Annotated in this window: 20 protein-coding genes; 12 read left to right on the plus strand and 8 right to left on the minus strand. The window is 41.9% G+C overall.

Annotated features, from left to right (window positions below; all coding sequences use genetic code 11):
- Positions 1 to 43: 43 nt before the first annotated feature.
- Complete coding sequence (yfbV, locus tag GNIT_RS10090) at positions 44 to 490, minus strand: terminus macrodomain insulation protein YfbV (protein WP_041246388.1); 447 nt, start codon at positions 488 to 490, stop codon at positions 44 to 46.
- A gap of 240 nt (positions 491 to 730) precedes the next feature.
- Between yfbV and trxB the strand changes: the two genes are divergently transcribed.
- From trxB to infA, 4 genes are all read left to right on the plus strand, one after another.
- Positions 731 to 1681, plus strand: coding sequence for a thioredoxin-disulfide reductase (trxB, locus tag GNIT_RS10095; RefSeq protein ID WP_014109102.1), 951 nt, complete (start codon positions 731 to 733; stop codon positions 1679 to 1681).
- 63 nt (positions 1682 to 1744) lie between these two features.
- Entirely contained in the window at positions 1745 to 2482 is a 738-nt protein-coding gene (gene aat, locus GNIT_RS10100) for a leucyl/phenylalanyl-tRNA--protein transferase (RefSeq protein ID WP_014109103.1), read from the plus strand.
- Complete coding sequence (locus tag GNIT_RS10105; protein WP_014109104.1) at positions 2479 to 3174, plus strand: arginyltransferase; 696 nt, start codon at positions 2479 to 2481, stop codon at positions 3172 to 3174. The genes aat and GNIT_RS10105 overlap by 4 nt, the downstream gene beginning before the upstream one ends.
- An 80-nt stretch (positions 3175 to 3254) precedes the next feature.
- Positions 3255 to 3473 (plus strand): translation initiation factor IF-1, encoded by a 219-nt coding sequence (gene infA / locus GNIT_RS10110; protein ID WP_006003271.1) that lies wholly within the window; start codon positions 3255 to 3257, stop codon positions 3471 to 3473.
- A 159-nt stretch (positions 3474 to 3632) separates the two neighbouring features.
- On the opposite strand, the gene clpA is transcribed toward infA, so the two are convergent.
- Together clpA and clpS are read right to left on the minus strand one after the other, a co-directional pair.
- Complete coding sequence (gene clpA / locus GNIT_RS10115) at positions 3633 to 5900, minus strand: ATP-dependent Clp protease ATP-binding subunit ClpA (protein ID WP_014109105.1); 2268 nt, start codon at positions 5898 to 5900, stop codon at positions 3633 to 3635.
- A gap of 12 nt (positions 5901 to 5912) precedes the next feature.
- Complete coding sequence (gene clpS / locus GNIT_RS10120; protein ID WP_014109106.1) at positions 5913 to 6233, minus strand: ATP-dependent Clp protease adapter ClpS; 321 nt, start codon at positions 6231 to 6233, stop codon at positions 5913 to 5915.
- 205 nt (positions 6234 to 6438) lie between these two features.
- Here clpS and cspD point away from each other — a divergent pair, with 205 nt between their 5' ends.
- The 7 genes from cspD (at position 6439) to GNIT_RS10155 (ending at position 13399) form a co-directional block, all read left to right on the plus strand.
- A complete protein-coding gene (cspD, locus tag GNIT_RS10125) occupies positions 6439 to 6660 on the plus strand; it encodes a cold shock domain-containing protein CspD (RefSeq protein ID WP_014109107.1) in 222 nt (73 codons plus the stop codon).
- Between the two features lie 400 nt (positions 6661 to 7060).
- Positions 7061 to 7564, plus strand: a complete 504-nt coding sequence (locus GNIT_RS10130) for a pseudouridine synthase (RefSeq protein WP_014109109.1) — start codon at positions 7061 to 7063, stop codon at positions 7562 to 7564.
- 185 nt (positions 7565 to 7749) lie between these two features.
- Positions 7750 to 8862, plus strand: a complete 1113-nt coding sequence (gene mnmA, locus GNIT_RS10135) for a tRNA 2-thiouridine(34) synthase MnmA (RefSeq protein ID WP_014109110.1) — start codon at positions 7750 to 7752, stop codon at positions 8860 to 8862.
- A 7-nt stretch (positions 8863 to 8869) separates the two neighbouring features.
- Positions 8870 to 9496, plus strand: a complete 627-nt coding sequence (gene hflD / locus GNIT_RS10140) for a high frequency lysogenization protein HflD (RefSeq protein WP_014109111.1) — start codon at positions 8870 to 8872, stop codon at positions 9494 to 9496.
- Positions 9497 to 9577: 81 nt separating this feature from the next.
- Positions 9578 to 10954 (plus strand): adenylosuccinate lyase, encoded by a 1377-nt coding sequence (purB, locus tag GNIT_RS10145; protein WP_014109112.1) that lies wholly within the window; start codon positions 9578 to 9580, stop codon positions 10952 to 10954.
- Between the two features lie 49 nt (positions 10955 to 11003).
- A complete protein-coding gene (locus GNIT_RS10150) occupies positions 11004 to 12248 on the plus strand; it encodes an adenylate/guanylate cyclase domain-containing protein (protein WP_014109113.1) in 1245 nt (414 codons plus the stop codon).
- Complete coding sequence (locus GNIT_RS10155) at positions 12245 to 13399, plus strand: JmjC domain-containing protein (RefSeq protein ID WP_014109114.1); 1155 nt, start codon at positions 12245 to 12247, stop codon at positions 13397 to 13399. Before GNIT_RS10150 ends, GNIT_RS10155 begins: the two co-directional genes overlap by 4 nt.
- Before the next feature lie 144 nt (positions 13400 to 13543).
- Here the strand turns inward: GNIT_RS10155 and GNIT_RS10160 are convergent, their stop codons facing one another.
- Positions 13544 to 15772: an NADP-dependent isocitrate dehydrogenase gene (locus GNIT_RS10160; RefSeq protein WP_014109115.1), complete on the minus strand. Its 2229-nt coding sequence runs from the start codon at positions 15770 to 15772 to the stop codon at positions 13544 to 13546.
- Between the two features lie 373 nt (positions 15773 to 16145).
- Here GNIT_RS10160 and GNIT_RS10165 point away from each other — a divergent pair, with 373 nt between their 5' ends.
- On the plus strand, positions 16146 to 16607 hold the full coding sequence (locus tag GNIT_RS10165; RefSeq protein ID WP_041246391.1) for a YchJ family protein: 462 nt from the start codon (positions 16146 to 16148) through the stop codon (positions 16605 to 16607).
- 36 nt (positions 16608 to 16643) lie between these two features.
- Here GNIT_RS10165 and GNIT_RS10170 read toward each other — a convergent pair whose 3' ends face one another.
- The 4 genes from GNIT_RS10170 to prmC all read right to left on the minus strand — a co-directional run bounded on the left by GNIT_RS10170 (position 16644) and on the right by prmC (position 19797).
- Positions 16644 to 17360, minus strand: a complete 717-nt coding sequence (locus GNIT_RS10170; RefSeq protein WP_014109118.1) for an alpha/beta hydrolase — start codon at positions 17358 to 17360, stop codon at positions 16644 to 16646.
- Positions 17361 to 17470: 110 nt separating this feature from the next.
- The gene (gene kdsA, locus GNIT_RS10175; RefSeq protein WP_014109119.1) at positions 17471 to 18310 is read right to left on the minus strand and encodes a 3-deoxy-8-phosphooctulonate synthase; all 840 of its coding nucleotides are present in this window, start codon (positions 18308 to 18310) and stop codon (positions 17471 to 17473) included.
- Positions 18311 to 18424: 114 nt separating this feature from the next.
- A complete protein-coding gene (locus GNIT_RS10180; protein ID WP_014109120.1) occupies positions 18425 to 18802 on the minus strand; it encodes a SirB2 family protein in 378 nt (125 codons plus the stop codon).
- A gap of 62 nt (positions 18803 to 18864) precedes the next feature.
- Positions 18865 to 19797, minus strand: coding sequence for a peptide chain release factor N(5)-glutamine methyltransferase (gene prmC / locus GNIT_RS10185; RefSeq protein WP_014109121.1), 933 nt, complete (start codon positions 19795 to 19797; stop codon positions 18865 to 18867).
- Positions 19798 to 19799: the final 2 nt, after the last annotated feature.

Raw genomic sequence — 19799 nt, forward strand, 5'->3', positions numbered from 1 at the left:
CTGCTTGTCAATTCTCGATTCACACCAGTCGTCTTTTTCCTACTTAAAACAAATGCTTGGTAAACGCTTTGTCTAATTCAGAAAACGCAGTGCGCAACAGCAGCGCCAACTCATGAAATCGAGGTTGCGATTTTGGCTGCTCTAATGCGCAGCCTTGCTGCTGCATTTTCAGGTAAATGTCCTGGTACCAAGCTTTTATTGCTGGCGGAAGTATTTTTTGAGACCGAAAGCCTAACCAAATAAGACCCTGAACCGGCAAGCTTAAGAAGAAGATACCTAACGTGAGTGCATGAGGTAGCTGTGACGTCCCCATAAAGTGTAGCTGCACTGCAACAGTCAACACTGCCAATGCTGGCATTACTTTGAAACCAAATTTAGTTGCTGCAATGATTCTACATTCAGGAAACAATCCATACAGCTGCTTTTGCATTGGCCAAGCGTCCATGTAGCTTTGGCCTTGTTGAATTACATGTGGTAGTTGATTCGTCATTCTCTTCACCGATTCAAAGCTAATTCCTAACTCTTTTGGATATTAGCACAAAAAAGAAACAATATTTCTTGAATATTGTAAAACCATAATGCCAAAACATTTGCAGTAATAGTCATTAAGCATGGAGCGTTACCACGAACAAGTTTATACTGCGTCGCATATACGCAAAGATCAACGTTGAATTGAAAATAACCGTCCCAATATTGGTCTTATACTAACAAGCAGTTTTTGGAGATTTACATGTCACAAACCAGACACGTACCCTTACTTATACTAGGGTCTGGACCCGCAGGCTATTCAGCCGCAGTGTACGCAGCGAGAGCAAATTTAAATCCAGTATTGTTAACTGGCATTCAACAAGGCGGTCAATTGACGACCACTACCGAAGTAGAAAACTGGCCAGGTGATCCTGAAGGCCTAACAGGTCCAGATCTAATGGTGCGTATGCAGAAGCATGCAGAAAAGTTTGATACAGAAATCATATTCGACCATATCAATAAAACGGATTTAAGCAAACGTCCATTCACACTTATCGGCGACCAAGGCACCTACACATGTGATGCCTTAATTATTTCAACCGGTGCATCGGCTAAATATCTAGGCTTAGAATCTGAAACTGCATTTATGGGTAAAGGTGTCTCCGCCTGCGCAACCTGCGATGGCTTCTTCTACAGAAATCAAAAAGTAGCCGTTGTTGGTGGTGGTAATACCGCAGTTGAAGAAGCACTCTACTTATCTAACATCGCATCAGAAGTGCATGTCATACATCGCAGAGAAAGCTTCCGTAGTGAAAAAATATTGGCCGACCGTTTGATGGAGAAAGCTAAAAACGGCAACGTTGTATTGCATTTAAATAAAGAACTTGATGAAGTGCTTGGCGACAACATGGGTGTAACCGGTATCAACATCAAAGATACACAAACAAGCGATATCTCTAAAGTCGATGTAATGGGTGTGTTTATTGCAATTGGACATTCACCTAATACCAGCATTTTTGACGGTCAATTAGACATGAAAGATGGTTATATCAAAGTAAAAAGCGGTTTAGACGGCAACGCAACACAAACCAGCGTTGAAGGCGTTTTCGCTGCTGGCGATGTAAGCGATCATGTCTATAGACAAGCAATTACATCAGCAGGAACAGGCTGCATGGCGGCGCTCGATGCTGAAAAGTTCTTGGATGCTCAGTAGCGCTTCTTTACAAATAAGTTTCGTCGCAAATAAATTGTGCGGCAATCCTGTCTGGGGTTGCGCATGATTGAACTATTTAAACTTGACCATTCAAATCGTTTTCCCGCCGTTGATTTAGCATTAGATGAACCGAACGGCCTGCTCGCTTTTGGCGGTGATCTGTCGACCGATCGATTAGTGAACGCTTATCACTCAGGCATATTCCCTTGGTTTGGAGAGGAAGACCCCTATCTCTGGTGGTCGCCTGATCCAAGAGGAATTCTCGAGTTAGACAAGTTCCATGCTTCCAAGACCCTGCTAAAATCATTAAAAAAAGCCGAATATCACGTTACTCTGAATAACAATTTTTTGGGTGTCATTAATCAATGTTCTAAGATACCAAGAAAAGTGTCTGGACTAGGCCACGTTGGGGAAACAAGCACGCAAACTTGGATCACAGAAGAGATGTTCAATGCTTATGTTAAATTACATGAAGCGGGACATGCACATTCAGTTGAGGTTTGGCATAAAGAAACATTAGTCGGTGGTTTGTATGGTGTTGCAGTTGGCGGCGTATTCTGTGGTGAGTCGATGTTTCACTTAAAAACAGATGCCTCCAAAGTTGCCTTATACGCGCTGGTTAAGCATATGAAGAAATTTGATATGGGATTTATTGATTGCCAAATGGAGACCGCACATCTAGCAACGCTAGGCTGTGAAAGCATTTCACGAGAAACTTTTCTGAAACGCCTAAAAAAATACAAAGACCTTAATGTAGATCCTGAAGCTTGGCGTCCACAATCGCTGAGGAAGCTGATTTGAAATTTGGTATTACGCAACAGTTTGATTGTAATTATTTACCGGAAAGACAAGAACAATTACTTGTTTGCGTCGAGCCTCCGACGGTTCTGCGTAAGATCTTTTCAGACCTGACTGAATCTGGTTTCAGACGCAGTGGTGAACAAATATATCGACCTCAGTGCTTGCACTGCAGCGAATGCCAGTCAATCCGCGTGCTGGCAAGAGCTTTTACCATCAGCAAAAGCCAAAAACGCGTGCTATCTAAAAACAAAGATCTGCAGATAAAAATAAGTAATGAAAACAAGCCTGAATATTACATTCTCTATGAAAAGTACGTCAACGAGGTACATTCTGATGGTACGATGTACCCTGCATCGCAACAGCAATACTATGGCTTTGTAAATTGCGAATGGCAAAGTCCCACGTTTATTGAGGCACATTTAAACGGCGAACTCATCGGAGTAGCGGTAACTGACAAACTCAAACAAGGCTATTCTGCGCTGTATACTTTTTTTGAACCCAGCATGAGCAAACGCTCGCTTGGCATCTTTTTCATTTTACAGCAAATCAAATTGACCGCAGACGAAAATTTACCTTATGTTTATTTAGGTTACCAAGTTGATGCGTGTAAAAAAATGAATTACAAACAAAACTTTTACCCACACGAGCGTTTCTTTGACAATAAGTGGCATTTATCTGTAAAAAACACATGAATACCTTTACATAGCGGTACATTTGAGTTATTTTCTGCGCGGCAAAATTATTGACTAACAAATTGAGGTTGTTGCTTTAGATGGCAAAAGAAGATTGTATTGAAATGGAAGGGACTGTACAAGATACACTTCCAAACACCATGTTCCGAGTTGAATTGGAAAATGGTCACGTAGTAACCGCGCATATTTCTGGAAAGATGCGTAAGAACTACATTCGTATATTAACAGGTGACAAAGTTACCGTTGAGATGACTCCTTACGACCTAAGTAAAGGCCGTATCATCTATAGAGCGCGTTAATAATCCAACCGAGACCATCGCGCTAAACAGTTTCGCTGCGATAGGACTCAAACGATGCTAGCTTGTAATGACAATAGTCAACTAGAAAACAAGCAAAAAAGTTTCAAAAAAAACCGCCTTTCGGCGGTTTTTTAATGTCTTTCGATTACTGGACTTTACCTAAGCTTCTGTCTTCGCTTTGGTTACAGGTACATATGCAAACGTTAACTTGTCATCTTTAAGGTCAACTTTCACTTCACCACCATTACTCAGTTTGCCAAACAGTAACTCAGCGGCAAGATCCTTTTTAAGCTTCTCTTGAATAATACGAGCCATCGGTCTTGCGCCCATTGATTTGTCGTAGCCTTTCTTAGCTAACCAATCACGTGCGCTGTCTGACACCTCTAATGACACACCCTTCTGATCAAGCTGTGCTTGTAATTCGATAATAAACTTATCAACTACCTGCAATATAACTTGCTCATCCAAATGATTGAACCAAACGATACCATCGAGTCGGTTTCTAAACTCGGGTGAGAATGTCTTATTAATTTCAGACATCGCATCATGACTGTGGTCTTGTTCTTTAAAGCCAATCGACTGACGAACCGTTTGCTGTACACCAGCATTGGTTGTCATTACCAGCACAACATTTCTAAAATCAACTTTGCGACCATTATTGTCAGTCAACGTACCGTGATCCATCACTTGTAATAATATGTTGTAAATATCAGAGTGGGCTTTCTCCATCTCATCAAGCAATACAACACAGTATGGATTTTTAATCACAGCGTCGGTTAACAAACCACCCTGATCATAACCTACGTAACCAGGAGGAGCACCGATGAGTCGAGATACTGCGTGACGCTCCATATACTCTGACATGTCGAAACGAGCTAATTCAACACCCATGATTTTAGCAAGCTGTTGCGTAACTTCTGTTTTACCGACGCCTGTTGGCCCCGCGAATAAAAAGTTACCAATCGGCTTCGACTCGTTGCCTAAACCTGAACGCGACAGCTGTATTGCATCTGAAAGCGTGTCAATGGCTTGGTCCTGACCGAAAACGACCATTTTAAGATTGCGACCAAGGTTCTTCAGTACATGCTTGTCAGAAGTCGATACGGACTTCTCAGGTATACGCGCTATTTTCGCGATGATCTGCTCAATGTCAGCAACGTTTATGGTCTTTTTACGTTTAGACGCTGGCAACAAGCGCTGGCTTGCACCTGCTTCATCCATCACATCGATGGCTTTGTCTGGTAAAAAGCGCTCATTAATATATTTTGCTGATAGTTCGGCAGCGGCCGCCAGTGCTTTTTGCGTAAAACGCACGCTATGATGTTCTTCATAACGTGACTTCAATCCCATCAGTATCTTTGTCGTATCGTGTACACTCGGTTCAACAACATCTACTTTCTGGAAACGACGAGCAAGCGCTCGGTCTTTTTCAAAAATCCCCTGATACTCTTGATACGTTGTTGAGCCAATGCAGCGTAGCTCACCACTGCTCAATTTCGGTTTCAATAAATTAGACGCATCCATAACACCGCCAGAAGCAGCGCCTGCACCTATGATCGTGTGAATTTCATCAATGAATAAGATCGCGTCCGGATCAGCGCTTAGCTCTTTTAAAATACCTTTTAATCGTTTTTCAAAATCGCCGCGATATTTTGTACCCGCTAATAAACCACCCAAATCTAGCGAATAAACGGTAGAAGATGCAATAACATCAGGCACGTCCTCTTGCACGATTCTATATGCTAAACCTTCAGCAATGGCAGTTTTACCAACGCCAGCCTCGCCTACCAATAACGGATTATTTTTACGTCGGCGGCATAAAATCTGAATACTTCTTTCTAACTCTTGATCACGGCCAATAAGCGGATCAATCTTGCCCTCTTTTGCGGCAATGTTTAGGTTGCTGGCGTATTTTGAGAGCATAGATTGATTTTCTTCGCTCTCGACGCCTTCTTCCTGAACTTCTTCTGGCGCTCCTGATTCCTCATCCGATTTGCTTACGCCATGTGAGATATAATTGACGACATCCAAACGAGTTACATCCGCTTTTTTGAGAATATAAACGGCCTGTGATTCTTGTTCACTGAAAATAGCAACCAGTACGTTCGCTCCAGTTACTTCCCCTTTACCGGAGGATTGCACGTGAAATACCGCTCGCTGCAAGACACGTTGGAAGCCGAGCGTTGGTTGTGTTTCTCGCTCTGTGCTTTGCTGTTCAGACATCAGCGGTGTCGTTTCGTTGACGAAATCAGTCAGCTCTGTGCGCAAAGCTTCAATACTTGCACCACAGGCTTTTAATGCTTCTTGGGCGGCAGAGTTATCGAGCAACATAAGTAACAAGTGCTCCACTGTCATAAACTCATGACGGTGCTGACGCGCGAAGACAAAGGCTTCATTCAATGTTTGTTCTAAATCTTTATTTAACATTTCTTCCCCTTACTATTGCGCCGGTTCCATTGTGCACATCAATGGATGTTGATTTTTTCGTGAATATTGGTTCACTTGCATCACTTTGGTCTCTGCAATCTCTGCAGTATATATGCCACAAACCGCCCTACCTTGATAATGCACGGTAAGCATTAGCTGATTTGCTTTTTCAGAGTCGATTTTGAAGAAGGTTACAAGCACCTCGATCACGAAATCCATAGGCGTATAGTCATCGTTATTAAGCATCACCTTATACATGGGTGGCGGCTCAACTTTCTTTTTAACGGTATCAATTTGCTTTTCGCCGTCAATACTAATATTTTCTTTTGTCATAGCTACTATAATAGTGTCAAAAATGAGAACAAGAACAGTTTTTTTAACAAAACGTCAAAATGTGTATTTTCTACTTGACAATTGCTGGTCAAAAAACCTACAGTTTTAGAATGTGATGCTTTTGTTGTGAGTCACACCCCGATGTCTTCCTTATTGTGGGGGCAAATTAGCGGTATTTCAAGGATCAAGAAAAGGAAGTAGTTGTATGGCAGTCGGCAAAGTTAAATGGTTTAACAATGCTAAGGGATTCGGATTCATCGTACCAGAAGACGGCGGCGAAGATATTTTTGCGCATTATTCGACAATTAAAATGGATGGATATCGTTCTCTCAAAGCGGGCCAAGAAGTGACTTATGAAGTCCAACAAGGTCCAAAAGGTTTACATGCAGAAAATATCGGTTTGAATGGCGAAGAGCCTGAAAGATAACGATAATTTAAGATAAGCATATAAACAAACATAAAAAGCAGGGTTTTATCCTGCTTTTTTGTGCCTGTAAAAGAGCGCTCTTCATCAACACCAAAAGGTGCAGTTGGTAAAAAATCTAAGGCTATTTTAATCACACGAAACTATTTTATGCGGCAAGTCCTCAGCTGTTTATCTGCCATTTTGGGCTTAGCAGTTTATGCAAGTCGTATCAAAACGTAAAAAGAAACTTACGATAACAGCAACTTCGTGGCATAATTATTTACAATAAACACTGAAAATAAAATTCAGGCTGTCTACTTTCGTGAAAAACTCGCATTTAACGTATTTTAATCACCGCCGAAAAAAACAAAATAATAAGCCTTCCGAGCCGACAAAAACGGTGCTTTTTAATAAACCGTATATGGTGCTAACCCAATTTACCGACCAAGATGGCCGGAAAACCCTCAAAGACTTTATTCCTATCCCAAATATATACGCTGCTGGTCGTCTCGACCGTGACAGTGAGGGACTATTGGTGCTAACCAACGACGGTAAACTTGCGAATACAATCTCTTCACCAAAAAACAAAACCAGCAAAACCTATTGGGTTCAGGTAGAGGGCGCCCCCTCCTCTAGCGATTTGGATAAACTCCGCAATGGTGTGGTTCTCAACGATGGTCCTACTCTCACCGCTAAAGTGGAGAAAATGGAAGTGCCTGATGTTTGGGAAAGAACGCCGCCAGTAAGATTTAGAGCAAATATCCCAACCACTTGGCTGAGTATAACGATTACTGAAGGCAGAAATAGACAAGTTCGTCGCATGACGGCGCACATCGGGTTTCCAACACTACGGTTAATTAGATACCGAATTGGTAATTGGACCTTAGACAATATTGCGAATGGCGAATATGTAGAACTAGCTTAAGGTAAAGGCGATATAATTTAGTCAATTTTGCACTACGAGAAACTATAAACATACGTCAAAAATTGCTATTATGTGCGCCCGAAAACACTAGCAATACGCATCACAAAAAAGGTAGCAGTTCGTTGACTGACAATAATACTTCCAGTTCATCAAAAACAAACTCTGAGAAAAAGGTTATCGTAGGTATGTCTGGCGGGGTTGATTCGTCCGTTTCTGCTTATCTTCTTCAACAGCAAGGTTATCAAGTTGAAGGCTTATTTATGAAGAACTGGGAAGAAGATGATAATGACGAATATTGCGCGGCAGCAGTAGACTTAGCTGACGCACAGGCGGTCGCAGACAAACTTGGTATTTATCTTCATCAAATTAATTTTGCGGCAGAATATTGGGATAACGTTTTTGAATATTTCCTCGAAGAATACAAAGCAGGTAGAACCCCAAATCCCGATATCATGTGCAACAAAGAAATTAAATTTAAAGCCTTTTTAGAATTTGCTGCAGAAGACTTAGGGGCTGACTATATTGCTACAGGTCACTATGTACAGCGCCGCTTCGAAGACGGTAAATGGAAAATGGTGCGTGGCCATGACAGTAACAAAGACCAAAGCTACTTTTTATACACGCTAAGCCATGAACACATTGCAAAGACACTGTTCCCTGTTGGTGATATAGAAAAACCGAGAGTACGCGAGATTGCAGAACAGCAAGGCCTTGTAACACATAATAAAAAAGACAGCACCGGCATTTGCTTCATCGGAGAACGTAAATTCAAAGACTTCCTTGGCCAATACTTACCCGCTAAACCCGGTATCATCGAAACCGCTGAGGGCGAGGAAATAGGTCATCATGATGGTCTTATGTATCACACCTTAGGGCAACGTAAAGGCTTGCTAATTGGCGGTAAAAAAGAGCATGGCGAAGAGCCTTGGTATGTTGTTGATAAAGATGTAGCTCGCAATGTCTTAGTTGTTGGCCAAGGTGCAGACCATCCAAAACTGTACTCCGAAGGTTTGATTGCCAATCAACTTCATTGGGTTGACAGAATTGGGCCCACTGAAACAACAAAAATGATGGTAAAAACGCGTTATCGACAAAGCGATATCCCCTGCACTGTTACTCCTGATAAAGACGGCAATGTAAAAGTCATTTTTGATGAGCCTCAGAAGGCAGTGACGCCTGGTCAGTCAGCGGTTTTCTATGCCGGTGACATTTGCTTAGGGGGCGGTATCATTGAAGCTTATTTAGTTGATAACGAAGTAAAAACATTTCCAATAAATGCAGTCAATGCAGAAGGGTAATAAATAAATGATTAGCCCTGATATAGAGCGCCACATAGCCTTAGCGGGAGTCTGCCAAGCAGCAGCCTTAGTGCAAAGTATTGCGCGAAAAGGTAGCGCCGACACACAGGCAATTGAGGCGAGTATCTCAAGTATTTTAGTCACCACACCTGACAATCCCCAGCAGGTATATGGCTCACTATCAAATCTGTCAGTCGGATTTTCAATACTGGTAGCACAACTAGACAATGAAAGCAGACACAAAGACGCTGAAATAACGCGCTATGTGGCATCTATATTGAGTTTGGAGCGAAAGCTCAGCAAACACCCCTCAGCATTGAGCGATTTAGGCGAACGGATATCACACGTGCAGCGACAATTGGGTCACGTCGATTTTGAGAATGGTCAAATAATGTCATCACTCGCTAGCGTCTACACAGACGTAGTAAGTCCTCTTGCTCCCAAAATTCAAATCGCTGGAAATCAGCAGCACCTCAGTTCACCCACTAATCAACACAAAGTGCGTGCACTTTTGCTGGCTGGCGTTCGTTCTGCTGTGCTGTGGCGTCAAATGGGCGGTAAACGAAGACACATATTATTCAACAAAAGTCAGATTTTAAAAGCGGCAAAACAAGCTGTGAGAGTTATCTCATGAAGCAGTCATGCTGGAGATGCTGAGCCATTCAATTTTGAAATACATATTTTACTCATAATTTATATTTATTAAGGACACACAATGAACCTATCCGCACTTACCGCTCTTTCCCCTGTGGATGGCCGCTACGGAAGTAAAACCAAGGAACTACGAGAGTACTTCAGCGAATACGGTTTAATTAAGCAGCGCGTTGTTGTTGAAGTTCGGTGGCTACAAGCACTCGCAAAGCACAAAGACATCTCTGAAGTTCCTGCTTTTAGTAGCGCAGCAAACACCCTGCTTAATAATATTGTTGATGATTTCAGTGAAACTGACGCTCAACGCATAAAAGATATTGAGGCAACCACAAATCACGATGTCAAAGCAGTAGAATATTTTTTAAAGGAAAAAGTAGCTGATAATGCAGAGCTACAGGCAATTAATGAGTTTATCCACTTCGCCTGCACGTCAGAAGATATCAACAACCTGTCGCATGCACTCATGCTCAAAGGCGGACGCGATGACGTATTATTGCCCTATTGTGATCAACTTATTTCAGAATTAACGCGTTTGGCTAAGGAATATAAAAGTATTCCAATGATGGCCAGAACTCATGGACAGCCCGCCTCTCCCACTACTATGGGCAAAGAAATGGCTAACGTGGCAATGCGCTTGAAGCGTCAAAGGGCACAAATCATAAACGTTGAACTGTTGGGTAAAATCAATGGTGCCGTAGGTAACTACAATGCTCACTTAAGCGCATATCCAAATACTGATTGGCATGCTTTCGCAAACGAATTCGTAGACGGACTAGGGATTACTTGGAATCCATTTACGACACAAATTGAGCCGCATGATTATATTGCCGAATTATATGACGCGATAAGTCGTTTCAATACGATATTGATTGATTTTAACCGAGATATTTGGGGCTATATCGCGTTGGGTCATTTCAAACAGAGAACGATAGCAGGTGAAATTGGTTCTTCAACAATGCCACACAAAGTAAATCCTATCGACTTTGAGAATTCCGAAGGTAATTTAGGTATTTCAAATGCCATCCTAGGTCACTTAGCGAGTAAATTACCTGTAAGTCGCTGGCAGAGAGATCTAACAGACTCAACCGTTTTGAGAAACCTAGGTGTTGGTCTAGGCTATGCGGTTATTGCCTACCAAGCTACATTAAAAGGGATCAGCAAACTGCAGGTTAACGAAGCAAGTTTGCGTGCTGAACTCGATAATAATTGGGAGTTGCTCGCCGAACCAATTCAAACCGTCATGCGTCGCTATGGTATTGAAAAACCCTATGAGAAGCTCAAAGATTTAACGCGCGGTAAGAAGGTGAATGCTACTGTCATGGCTGAATTCATAGATAAGCTCGACTTACCTGAAGAAGTTAAAATTGATTTGAAAAAATTGTCTCCGGAAAACTACATCGGTGACGCGATCAGGCTTGTCGATCAGTTGCTTGACAACTAACATTCTGAAAAACTAAATACCAAATTAAAGACTCACAAGGATGTGTGTCATGCTTAAGGTACTTGCAAGTCTCAAGCGTTATTACGAGCGCTCACAGTCAGCACCTCTTACTCTCCTCACCAAAAAAAGCACCCGTGCAGAGATACTTGCCGGCGTTTGCCTTTGTTTATGCATCGTGCTGTTCTTACAATCGTTAAAGTTGGTCTGGTTTTCAAATATTCCTGATATCTATATGCATGTGATCAATATGCTCATTCATATTGGCTTTTTCTCATCGGCCTTTTTCTTAACCAAACTGGGTTTCTTTGAATTAGCCAGATGGCTGCTGATATTGACCTTCATTAGCTACCTCTTTACCGCTATTTTGTTGTGGAAAATAAACCTCAATATTCAGTTTTACTTTTTGTTAGGGATGTTCGCCTCCCTCTACTTTTTTCATCAACATGAAACAAAACAGATGTGGATAACTCTGTGCACATTCTGTGGGCTGTTCATTTATTTTCAAACCGGATTTGTTTTTTCTGTACATAAAGAAGCATGGCAAACTAGCCTGATAAATGTAAATGGCTTTGCTTTGGCAATATCGTGCTTCATGCTTGCCACATGGATACGTTGGCAGATGGATAGCAGTTGGCAAAAAATTCGTGCGACTGAGCGAAAGACCAGTCAACTATTAAAAAAGGTGATACCTCAGCATATCTCAGAATATCTAATGTCAGCCCAGCAACAGGAACTCAGTACTTGCATTAACGAGCACGCCTTCACGAGTATTATATTTATTGATTTCACTCAGTTCACCCCCTTCAGTCGGCAAACTTCAGATAAAAATTTAGTGATGTTTTTGCACCGCATATATACGGTATTCGATACAATTGCAGAACAACACAATATAACTAAAATCAAAACTAATGGTGACCAATACATCGCAGCAGCAGGTCTGGATACGGCCCGATTGAGCGCTTATGAAACAAGTCAACATTGCTGTGAATTTGCGCTAGCTATAAGCAAAGAGTTTGAAATAGAAGCCGGTATTGATATCGGAATTAAAATTGGCATCGCTTCAGGTAACGCCATTTCGGGAATTATTGGCCACTCACGACCTGCGTTTGATGTTTGGGGCAATACCATGAATCTAGCCTCTCGACTAGAATCAACAGCAGCCAATAGAGAAATTCAAGTCTGTCAACAAACGATGCTGTATAGTATGCAGCATTATGAATTTTGTCCTGGCGCTACTAAGCAATTGAAGGGTTTGGGGCAAGTTACCGTGTATAAATTATTAGGTAAAAAATGATTATTACTGATTTTGACCAAGCTCACTTCCTAAATGAATATTGGCAAAAAAAACCCTGCATAATTAGAGGTTTTATTGATTCGTTCACCGATCCAATAGACGAGCACGAATTAGCGGGTTTGGCCCAAGAAGATGAAATAGATAGCCGCGTTGTTTCCTGTATTAATGGTCAATGGAGTGCTTATCAAGGACCCTTTGATACATTTGACGAAATTTGCACTGGCGCTTGGTCTTTGCTGGTCCAAGGTGTAGATCGCTACATTGATGACATTGACGAGTTAACTCAACTCGTCAGTTTTATTCCTAATTGGCGTCTTGATGATGTCATGATTAGCTTTTCTAACGAAGGTGCAGGTGTTGGCCCACACTCCGATGAATATGACGTATTTATTATACAGGGCAAAGGTTCAAGACGTTGGCAAGTGGGTTTACCTGGCAATTACACGGAGTCAGTCCCTCACCCTTTGCTAAAACAAATTGACGGCTTTTCACCTATTATTGACGAGATACTACTACCTGGCGATGTTGTTTATATTCCGCCAAAACATCCACATAATGGCGTCGCACTCTCTGATTGCTTAAATTATAGTATTGGTTTTAGGGCACCTACTTCGCTCGAAATATTGAGCGGTTTAGTTGATGAAAATAGCATCAACCCAGCCACATCAGCACGCTATACCGATCCAGAATTAATCACGCTCAGAGCAGAAAATAGCAAAAGCGCAGCGATCGATTTAGCTGAAATAACAAAAGTAAAACAACATCTCATTCAACTTATTAACTCTGAACAAGCAGAAAATGCACTTCTTCAATTGCTCAGTCGTCAAAGCCTGCCAAGCGACGAAGCTTTAAAAGCAGACTATACAATCGAAGAAACGTTTGAAGCATTATCACAAGGTGTTTCACTATGCAGAATGACTGGCGTTAAGCCGATTTATGCAGAGCATCAGGTTTCTGATAAATTTGTATTTTTTATTGATGGCAACCTATTTGCTGTGGCTAAGAGTCTAAGAAACGATTTCGAGACTTTGCTCAACAGCAGAGAGGTAACGGTAGGCATTGAGTTAACCGAGGACCTCATTAATAAGCCCGAATTTATCGCAGTTGTCGCTGAACTATTGAACGTCGGTTATTGGGTATTATTGGATTAGTAACGCCCTAAAATATAAAAACCCCCAACATTATTGCTAATATTCGGGGGTTATCTTTGCTGATTTTTCACTAGCTTATTAAACTAATTACATTCGGCGTTACATAAAAAGTGTTTGTCTTAATGCAGGCAAACACCTCTATCTTTATACTGATGCTAAGAGTTCGTTCAATGTCGCACTTGGGCGCATCGCTTCAGCTGCTAAATTATCATCGGCAAAGTAGTAGCCATTTAAGTCAACAGCAACGCCTTGAGCACCATTCAATTCGTTAACAATAGTCGCTTCTTGCGCAGTCATTGCTTCAGCTACCGGCTTAAATTGAGCTTGTAGACCTGCATCTCCCGTTTGAGCCGCAAGTTCTTGCGCCCAATACATTGCTAAGTAAAAGTGCGAACCACGGTTATCTAATTCATTTACTTTTCGTGATGGAGACTTATTTTCTTGTAAGAACTTCGCTGTTGCTCGGTCCAAGGTATCCGCCAATACTTTTGCTTTTGGCTTATCGCTTGTCACGCTTAAATGTTCCAAAGACGCCGCTAATGCTAAAAACTCACCCAGCGAATCCCATCGCAAATGGTTTTCTTTTTCGAACTGCTGCACATGTTTAGGTGCTGAACCACCCGCTCCTGTTTCGAACAGACCGCCACCATTCATCAAAGGAACAATAGACAACATTTTCGCGCTAGTGCCTAATTCTAAAATAGGGAACAAATCGGTTAAGTAATCGCGCAGCACGTTACCTGTGACCGATATGGTGTCCTCGCCCTTTGCACAACGCTGCAACGTAAACTCAGTTGCCTCTACAGGGCTCATAATTTGTATATCTAGCCCTGACGTGTCGTGATCTTTTAGATACATATTTACTTTTTTAATCATTTGCGCATCGTGTGCACGATCTTCATCCAACCAAAAAATAGCAGGAGTATTGGTCGCTCTAGCACGAGTAACCGCCAATTTGACCCAATCTTGTATTGGCGCATCTTTGGCCTGACACATTCTCCAAATGTCGCCATTTTCTACTTCGTGAGTAAGTAATACGTCACCGGCAGTATTAACCACACGGACGGTGCCAGCCTCAGACAATATAAATGTTTTGTCATGTGAACCATATTCTTCCGCCTTCTGCGCCATCAAACCAACGTTAGGCACAGAACCCATCGTAGTCGGATCAAATGCACCGTGCTTTTTGCAAAACTCAATGACCGAATCGAAAACACCCGCATAGTTGCGGTCTGGGATCATGAATTTGGTATCTTTTTGCTTACCATCTGGTCCCCACATTTGACCTGACGCACGGATTGCAGCAGGCATTGATGCGTCGATAATAACATCGCTTGGAACGTGCAAGTTTGTGATGCCACGGTCAGAGTCAACCATTGCCATATCAGGACGCGTACCATAGACAGCTTGAATGTCAGCTTCTATCTCAGCTTTTTCATCTGCCGGCAATGACGATATTTTATCGTAAACATCACCTAAGCCGTTTTTAACATCGACGCCAAGCTTTGCAAAAGTATCACCGTGTTTAGCAAATACGTCTTTATAAAACACTTCAACAGCGTGCCCAAATATAACTGGGTCCGACACTTTCATCATGGTTGCCTTCATATGCAGTGAAAGCAAAACGTCTTGTTCTTTCGCTGCTTCAATCTCTTTATCGAAAAAGCTAACTAAGGCATTCTTGCTCATCACTGATGCATCAATGACTTCTTTGTCTAATAACGAGACCTTTTCTTTAAGTGTCGTAACGGTGCCGCTCGCGTCGATAAATTCAATGCGCACATCTTGTGCGCCAGAAACAGTTGTTGATTTCTCACTTCCGTAAAAATCTCCCGATTGCATATGCGAAACGTGAGACTTCGAATCAGGCGCCCACGCTCCCATTGAATGTGGATTGATGCGAGCATACTGTTTTACTGAAGCAGGTGCCCGGCGGTCAGAGTTACCTTCACGTAAAACAGGATTTACCGAAGAACCTAATACTTTTGCGTAGGTTGCCTTTATTATTTTTTCTTCTTCAGTTTTTGCTTCTTCTGGATAATTTGGTAAAGCATAACCTTTGGCACGCAGTTCTTTTAACGCGGCTTGAAGCTGCGGTATTGAAGCACTGATATTAGGTAATTTGATGATGTTAGCTTCAGGGGTCTTAGCAAGTTCACCAAGCTCTGCAAGATCATCACCAATTCGTTGTTCTTCAGTTAAATAATCGGGGAAATTTGCAATGATTCTGCCTGCTAAAGAAATATCACGAGTTTCAACATCAATACCAGAAGAGGCAGTAAATGCCTTAATGATCGGCAAAAGTGATTGCGTGGCTAAAGCCGGCGCTTCATCGGTAATGGTGTAAATAATCTTGGATGTATCAGTAGTCATTAAAATTCCTAATGCTTGTTAACTGTAAAATAAAATAACGAGTTTGATTGAATGCAATGTTGTTAGATTACAATCAAAATTTAATCATTATTAAATGAAATCATGCATGCATGTAAATCTGAGTCGCGCATTTTAAAGGAATTTAAACAGTTTTTATATAGGAATAGGGTTATTTGAGGGTGACATCGTAACTCATCAGATGAGATCAACCGATTAAACTCAAGATTTGGTCAAATCAAGTGACCAACTATCAAGGTGTTCAGAGTTTATTGTAAAAATACTACACCATCAAATATACAAGTTTAACTTTTGCTAGAACAAATCAATCAATTTGAGTATCTTGCAGGCACAAACGTTTGTTATTGAGATATACATGAATTGCCACTGCGGCAGCAATCGCCAATTTTCAGAATGCTGTGAACCCATAATAAGAAATAAGAATGCCCAGCGTCCCGAGCAACTGATGCGGTCTCGGTACTCTGCGTACGTAGTCAAAAACTATGATTATCTTTTAACAACTTATGCTCCTGTTCAACAAAAGAACCTAAGTCTGCAGGCGCTACGTGAGAATTCAGAAAGCACTAAATGGTTGCGGCTTGAGGTGTTAGATACGACAGAAAGTGATGACGTCGGAACAGTTGAGTTTGTCGCTACTTATAGCATTGACGGCGATTTTTTTGCCATGCATGAACTTTCTAGTTTCATAAAACAGGATGGTAATTGGTATTATACCAGCGGCCTTACAAAAGAGAAAAGCGGACAAATCACACCGACTAGAAACGATCCTTGTCCGTGTGGCAGCGGCAAGAAATACAAAAAGTGCTGTCTTGCATAAGTCCTGTTTTGCATAAGTGCGGCTTAAACAAAGGATCTAATCTTCGACTTTGTCAAAGGCCCCCTTTTGTAAAAACGCAATAACTTGCTCAATGACAGCAGTATTGCGCATCATAAATGTATGCGTCACTGGCATAACAACGTGGTCTGTCATCCCCTCAAGCTTTGAACTTTGCACCGATACTTTGCCGTCATTGGGTTCAGGTAGCATTGTGGATAACACCAAATTAATACTGCGTGATCCAGCAATAATACCGACTTCAAAATGTGCCGGTCCCAATTGATTCGGCAAGCTATTCTTGGTTGCTGATAACTGCAGACCAGCCGGGCCATTAACGGTTTTAAAACCAGGTAAATTTTGTAGAATATCCACGACTTCACTGCCAGAATTTGGTGGACCCAACATGACTACCCTGCCAAGATTTTGCATATCATGCTTACGCAAAAATTGACGAACCAAAATGCCGCCCATGGAATGTGTTACAAAATGAATGGTATTTTGACGCTGCACTGTTTGTATGGCGTTTCCGATACTCCACTCTGCCAACGATTCAATATCATGTTTCGTTGAAGGGTAATCGACATTAACAACTTCATAGCCTTGCTTAACTAGCGCTTTTTCAAGCTTATGCATGGAAGACGCATTTCTAGCTAAGCCGTGCAGCAGAATGACAGCTTCGTTTTTAACGACTTCGCTTTTAACCATGTGCTTATAGAAACGCGAAGAAAAATGTAAATGGAGCGCTTGTTTCAAGCATAGTTTGCTTCCTTACCATCGCATAGAGCGAGCGGCTGCTTCGCTCTGTTGTCGTGTTGCTGCAATATAGCGTAGCTATAGTATGGCGTCCAAACAATATGACGACGCTATAAAATATTCAGCGGCGCAAAACTTTTTACCAAATCATCAACCGCTTTCATTTGTGACAAGTAGCCTTCCAACTTATCAAGAGGCAATGCACACGGGCCGTCACATTTAGCTTCATCAGGGTTAGGGTGAGATTCAATGAACAAACCAGCAATGCCAAGCGCCATGCCACTGCGCGCAAGCTCAGCGGCTTGCTGCCTGCGGCCTCCCGCAGAGTCACTGCGACCCCCAGGTTGCTGCAATGCGTGCGTGGCATCAAAAATCACGGGCGCCATGGTTTTCATTTCGTCCATACCCAACATATCAACAATCAGGTTATTGTATCCGTAGCAGGACCCTCGCTCGCACAGCAGAATTTTTTCATTTCCCGCTTCTGCAAACTTAGTAATAATGTGGCGCATTTCGTGTGGGGCTAAAAATTGCGGTTTTTTAACATTAATTACCGCGTTGGTTTTTGCCATTGCCACTACGAGATCGGTTTGGCGGGCTAAAAATGCAGGAAGCTGGATAACATCGACCACTTCAGCTACTGGCGCCGCCTGAAAAGGCTCATGGACATCAGTAATAATCGGTACATGAAACTGACTTTTGATTTCTTCAAAAATTCTCAAGCCTTCTTCTAAGCCAGGTCCACGATACGAATTTACAGAGCTTCTGTTTGCTTTATCAAATGATGCCTTAAACACATATGGAATACCTAACTTAGTAGTTACTTCCTTATATTTTTCAGCAATTTGCATAGCTAAATCACGTGATTCTAAAACATTCATGCCACCAAAAAGAACAAATGGCGCATTATTATCGACGGTGAGATCTTGTACTTTTACTTGTGTAATCAAAACAGAGTAATCCTAGGGTCAATGAGTCAAATTATAGATTATAAATAACGTAAAACAGAGGCTATGCTAATGGATATTCAGCGTCTAGCAGAGCTCCGTAATAAAGGCCAGCACCTATGCCAAAAAAGAAAACGGCTGTTTAGAAAATGCAACTGATGCAGTTAGCATCAACCAAATAACGGCGCAAACAAAACCGATAACTCGCGAACGGTTTGTTTTCGCCCATTTTAATGCAAAAAATCCTGACACAATATACATAATGACACCGATCACTTTACTGGCAACCCAACCATCAACCTCCACCATACTAGAGAGTGTTAATAACCAAATAGCGGTTCCCAGTAGTACCGTATCTACAAGGTGAGGCGTTATTTTAAGCCACTTCTGTTGCAATATGTTACTGCCCTTTAGCGTCAGCGCAAAGCGGAATGAGAAAAACGCGAGGCTTATCACCACTGCGGCTACGTGAATATGTATTGCTGCTTGATACATGTCGTTGTCCTTTTTTATTTTTATTGAACTGTTGTTCGTCGTTTTAAATATTGAGCCAGTGATTAAAGCATCCAACGTCCTAACGTAGCTCTATCCAATCCGCTTAAATCTTTGTGTGTTGTCACTTCTTTGTAACCGGCTTCATGTAAAAGTTCTTGAATCACTTCAGCTTGTTCATGTCCATGCTCAAGCAGCAAATAACCAGCCGTATTCAAAAAGTGAGGAGCGCGCAAAATAATATGCCTGATGTCATCCAAACCGTCTACACCAGAAGTTAATGCGCTGTCAGGTTCAAAACGAACGTCTCCTTGCTGAAGCCAGCTAGAGCTTGCTTCTACATAAGGCGGGTTTGAAACAATCAAATCGAAGCGCTTCGCTGCTGGAACGGCCGAAAACCAATCACTTAAGAAAAAATCGACCTTAAGTTGGTTCGAGCGAGCATTCGCGTTTGCAAGTTCAACTATTTCACTTTTAAAATCACATCCCATTACACTCCACTGTGGACATTCTGATTTTATTGCGAGAGCAATCGCGCCTGTTCCTGTTCCCAGATCGAGTATGCTAGCGTCTTTTACTAGTGACAGTGATACTGCCGTTTCAACTATAATTTCAGAGTCAGCGCGAGGTATTAGGGTCTGCTCTGACACTTTCAAATTGAGAGTCCAGAACGGCTGATGACCAACAATATATGCTACAGGAACTCCAGATATACGTTTACTCAGCATCGTTGATAGCAGCTTCTTAGCGCTATCACAAAGTTTTGCATCGCTTTGTGTGATCAGCTGCAGAGATGTTTTGTCGAATGCTTGTTCTACAAAAATCGACGCTTCGAGAATAGGCTCATTAAAAGTCAGGTTTTCTTGGTGTTCCGCTAGTAACTTTCGACTAGCGGACAAAGCATCCGCGATGGTGATGCATTCGTTAATGCTCTCAGTAATGACGTTAACGTGCGCCGCGCTTGCACCATTGAACGGTATCCCATTTTCAGTAAGCATCA

This window comes from Glaciecola nitratireducens FR1064, assembly GCF_000226565.1.
Classification (GTDB): domain Bacteria; phylum Pseudomonadota; class Gammaproteobacteria; order Enterobacterales; family Alteromonadaceae; genus Glaciecola; species Glaciecola nitratireducens.

What these genes read in the sequence shown, in the direction of transcription:
- yfbV (WP_041246388.1), bottom strand. Translation starts at nt 490, where the DNA reads ATGACGAATCAACTACCACATGTAATTCAACAAGGCCAAAGCTACATG.
- trxB (WP_014109102.1), top strand. Translation starts at nt 731, where the DNA reads ATGTCACAAACCAGACACGTACCCTTACTTATACTAGGGTCTGGACCC.
- aat (WP_014109103.1), top strand. Translation starts at nt 1,745, where the DNA reads ATGATTGAACTATTTAAACTTGACCATTCAAATCGTTTTCCCGCCGTT.
- infA (WP_006003271.1), top strand. Translation starts at nt 3,255, where the DNA reads ATGGCAAAAGAAGATTGTATTGAAATGGAAGGGACTGTACAAGATACA.
- clpA (WP_014109105.1), bottom strand. Translation starts at nt 5,900, where the DNA reads ATGTTAAATAAAGATTTAGAACAAACATTGAATGAAGCCTTTGTCTTC.
- clpS (WP_014109106.1), bottom strand. Translation starts at nt 6,233, where the DNA reads ATGACAAAAGAAAATATTAGTATTGACGGCGAAAAGCAAATTGATACC.
- cspD (WP_014109107.1), top strand. Translation starts at nt 6,439, where the DNA reads ATGGCAGTCGGCAAAGTTAAATGGTTTAACAATGCTAAGGGATTCGGA.
- GNIT_RS10130 (WP_014109109.1), top strand. Translation starts at nt 7,061, where the DNA reads ATGGTGCTAACCCAATTTACCGACCAAGATGGCCGGAAAACCCTCAAA.
- mnmA (WP_014109110.1), top strand. Translation starts at nt 7,750, where the DNA reads ATGTCTGGCGGGGTTGATTCGTCCGTTTCTGCTTATCTTCTTCAACAG.
- hflD (WP_014109111.1), top strand. Translation starts at nt 8,870, where the DNA reads ATGATTAGCCCTGATATAGAGCGCCACATAGCCTTAGCGGGAGTCTGC.
- purB (WP_014109112.1), top strand. Translation starts at nt 9,578, where the DNA reads ATGAACCTATCCGCACTTACCGCTCTTTCCCCTGTGGATGGCCGCTAC.
- GNIT_RS10150 (WP_014109113.1), top strand. Translation starts at nt 11,004, where the DNA reads ATGCTTAAGGTACTTGCAAGTCTCAAGCGTTATTACGAGCGCTCACAG.
- GNIT_RS10155 (WP_014109114.1), top strand. Translation starts at nt 12,245, where the DNA reads ATGATTATTACTGATTTTGACCAAGCTCACTTCCTAAATGAATATTGG.
- GNIT_RS10160 (WP_014109115.1), bottom strand. Translation starts at nt 15,772, where the DNA reads ATGACTACTGATACATCCAAGATTATTTACACCATTACCGATGAAGCG.
- GNIT_RS10165 (WP_041246391.1), top strand. Translation starts at nt 16,146, where the DNA reads ATGAATTGCCACTGCGGCAGCAATCGCCAATTTTCAGAATGCTGTGAA.
- GNIT_RS10180 (WP_014109120.1), bottom strand. Translation starts at nt 18,802, where the DNA reads ATGTATCAAGCAGCAATACATATTCACGTAGCCGCAGTGGTGATAAGC.
- prmC (WP_014109121.1), bottom strand. Translation starts at nt 19,797, where the DNA reads ATGCTTACTGAAAATGGGATACCGTTCAATGGTGCAAGCGCGGCGCAC.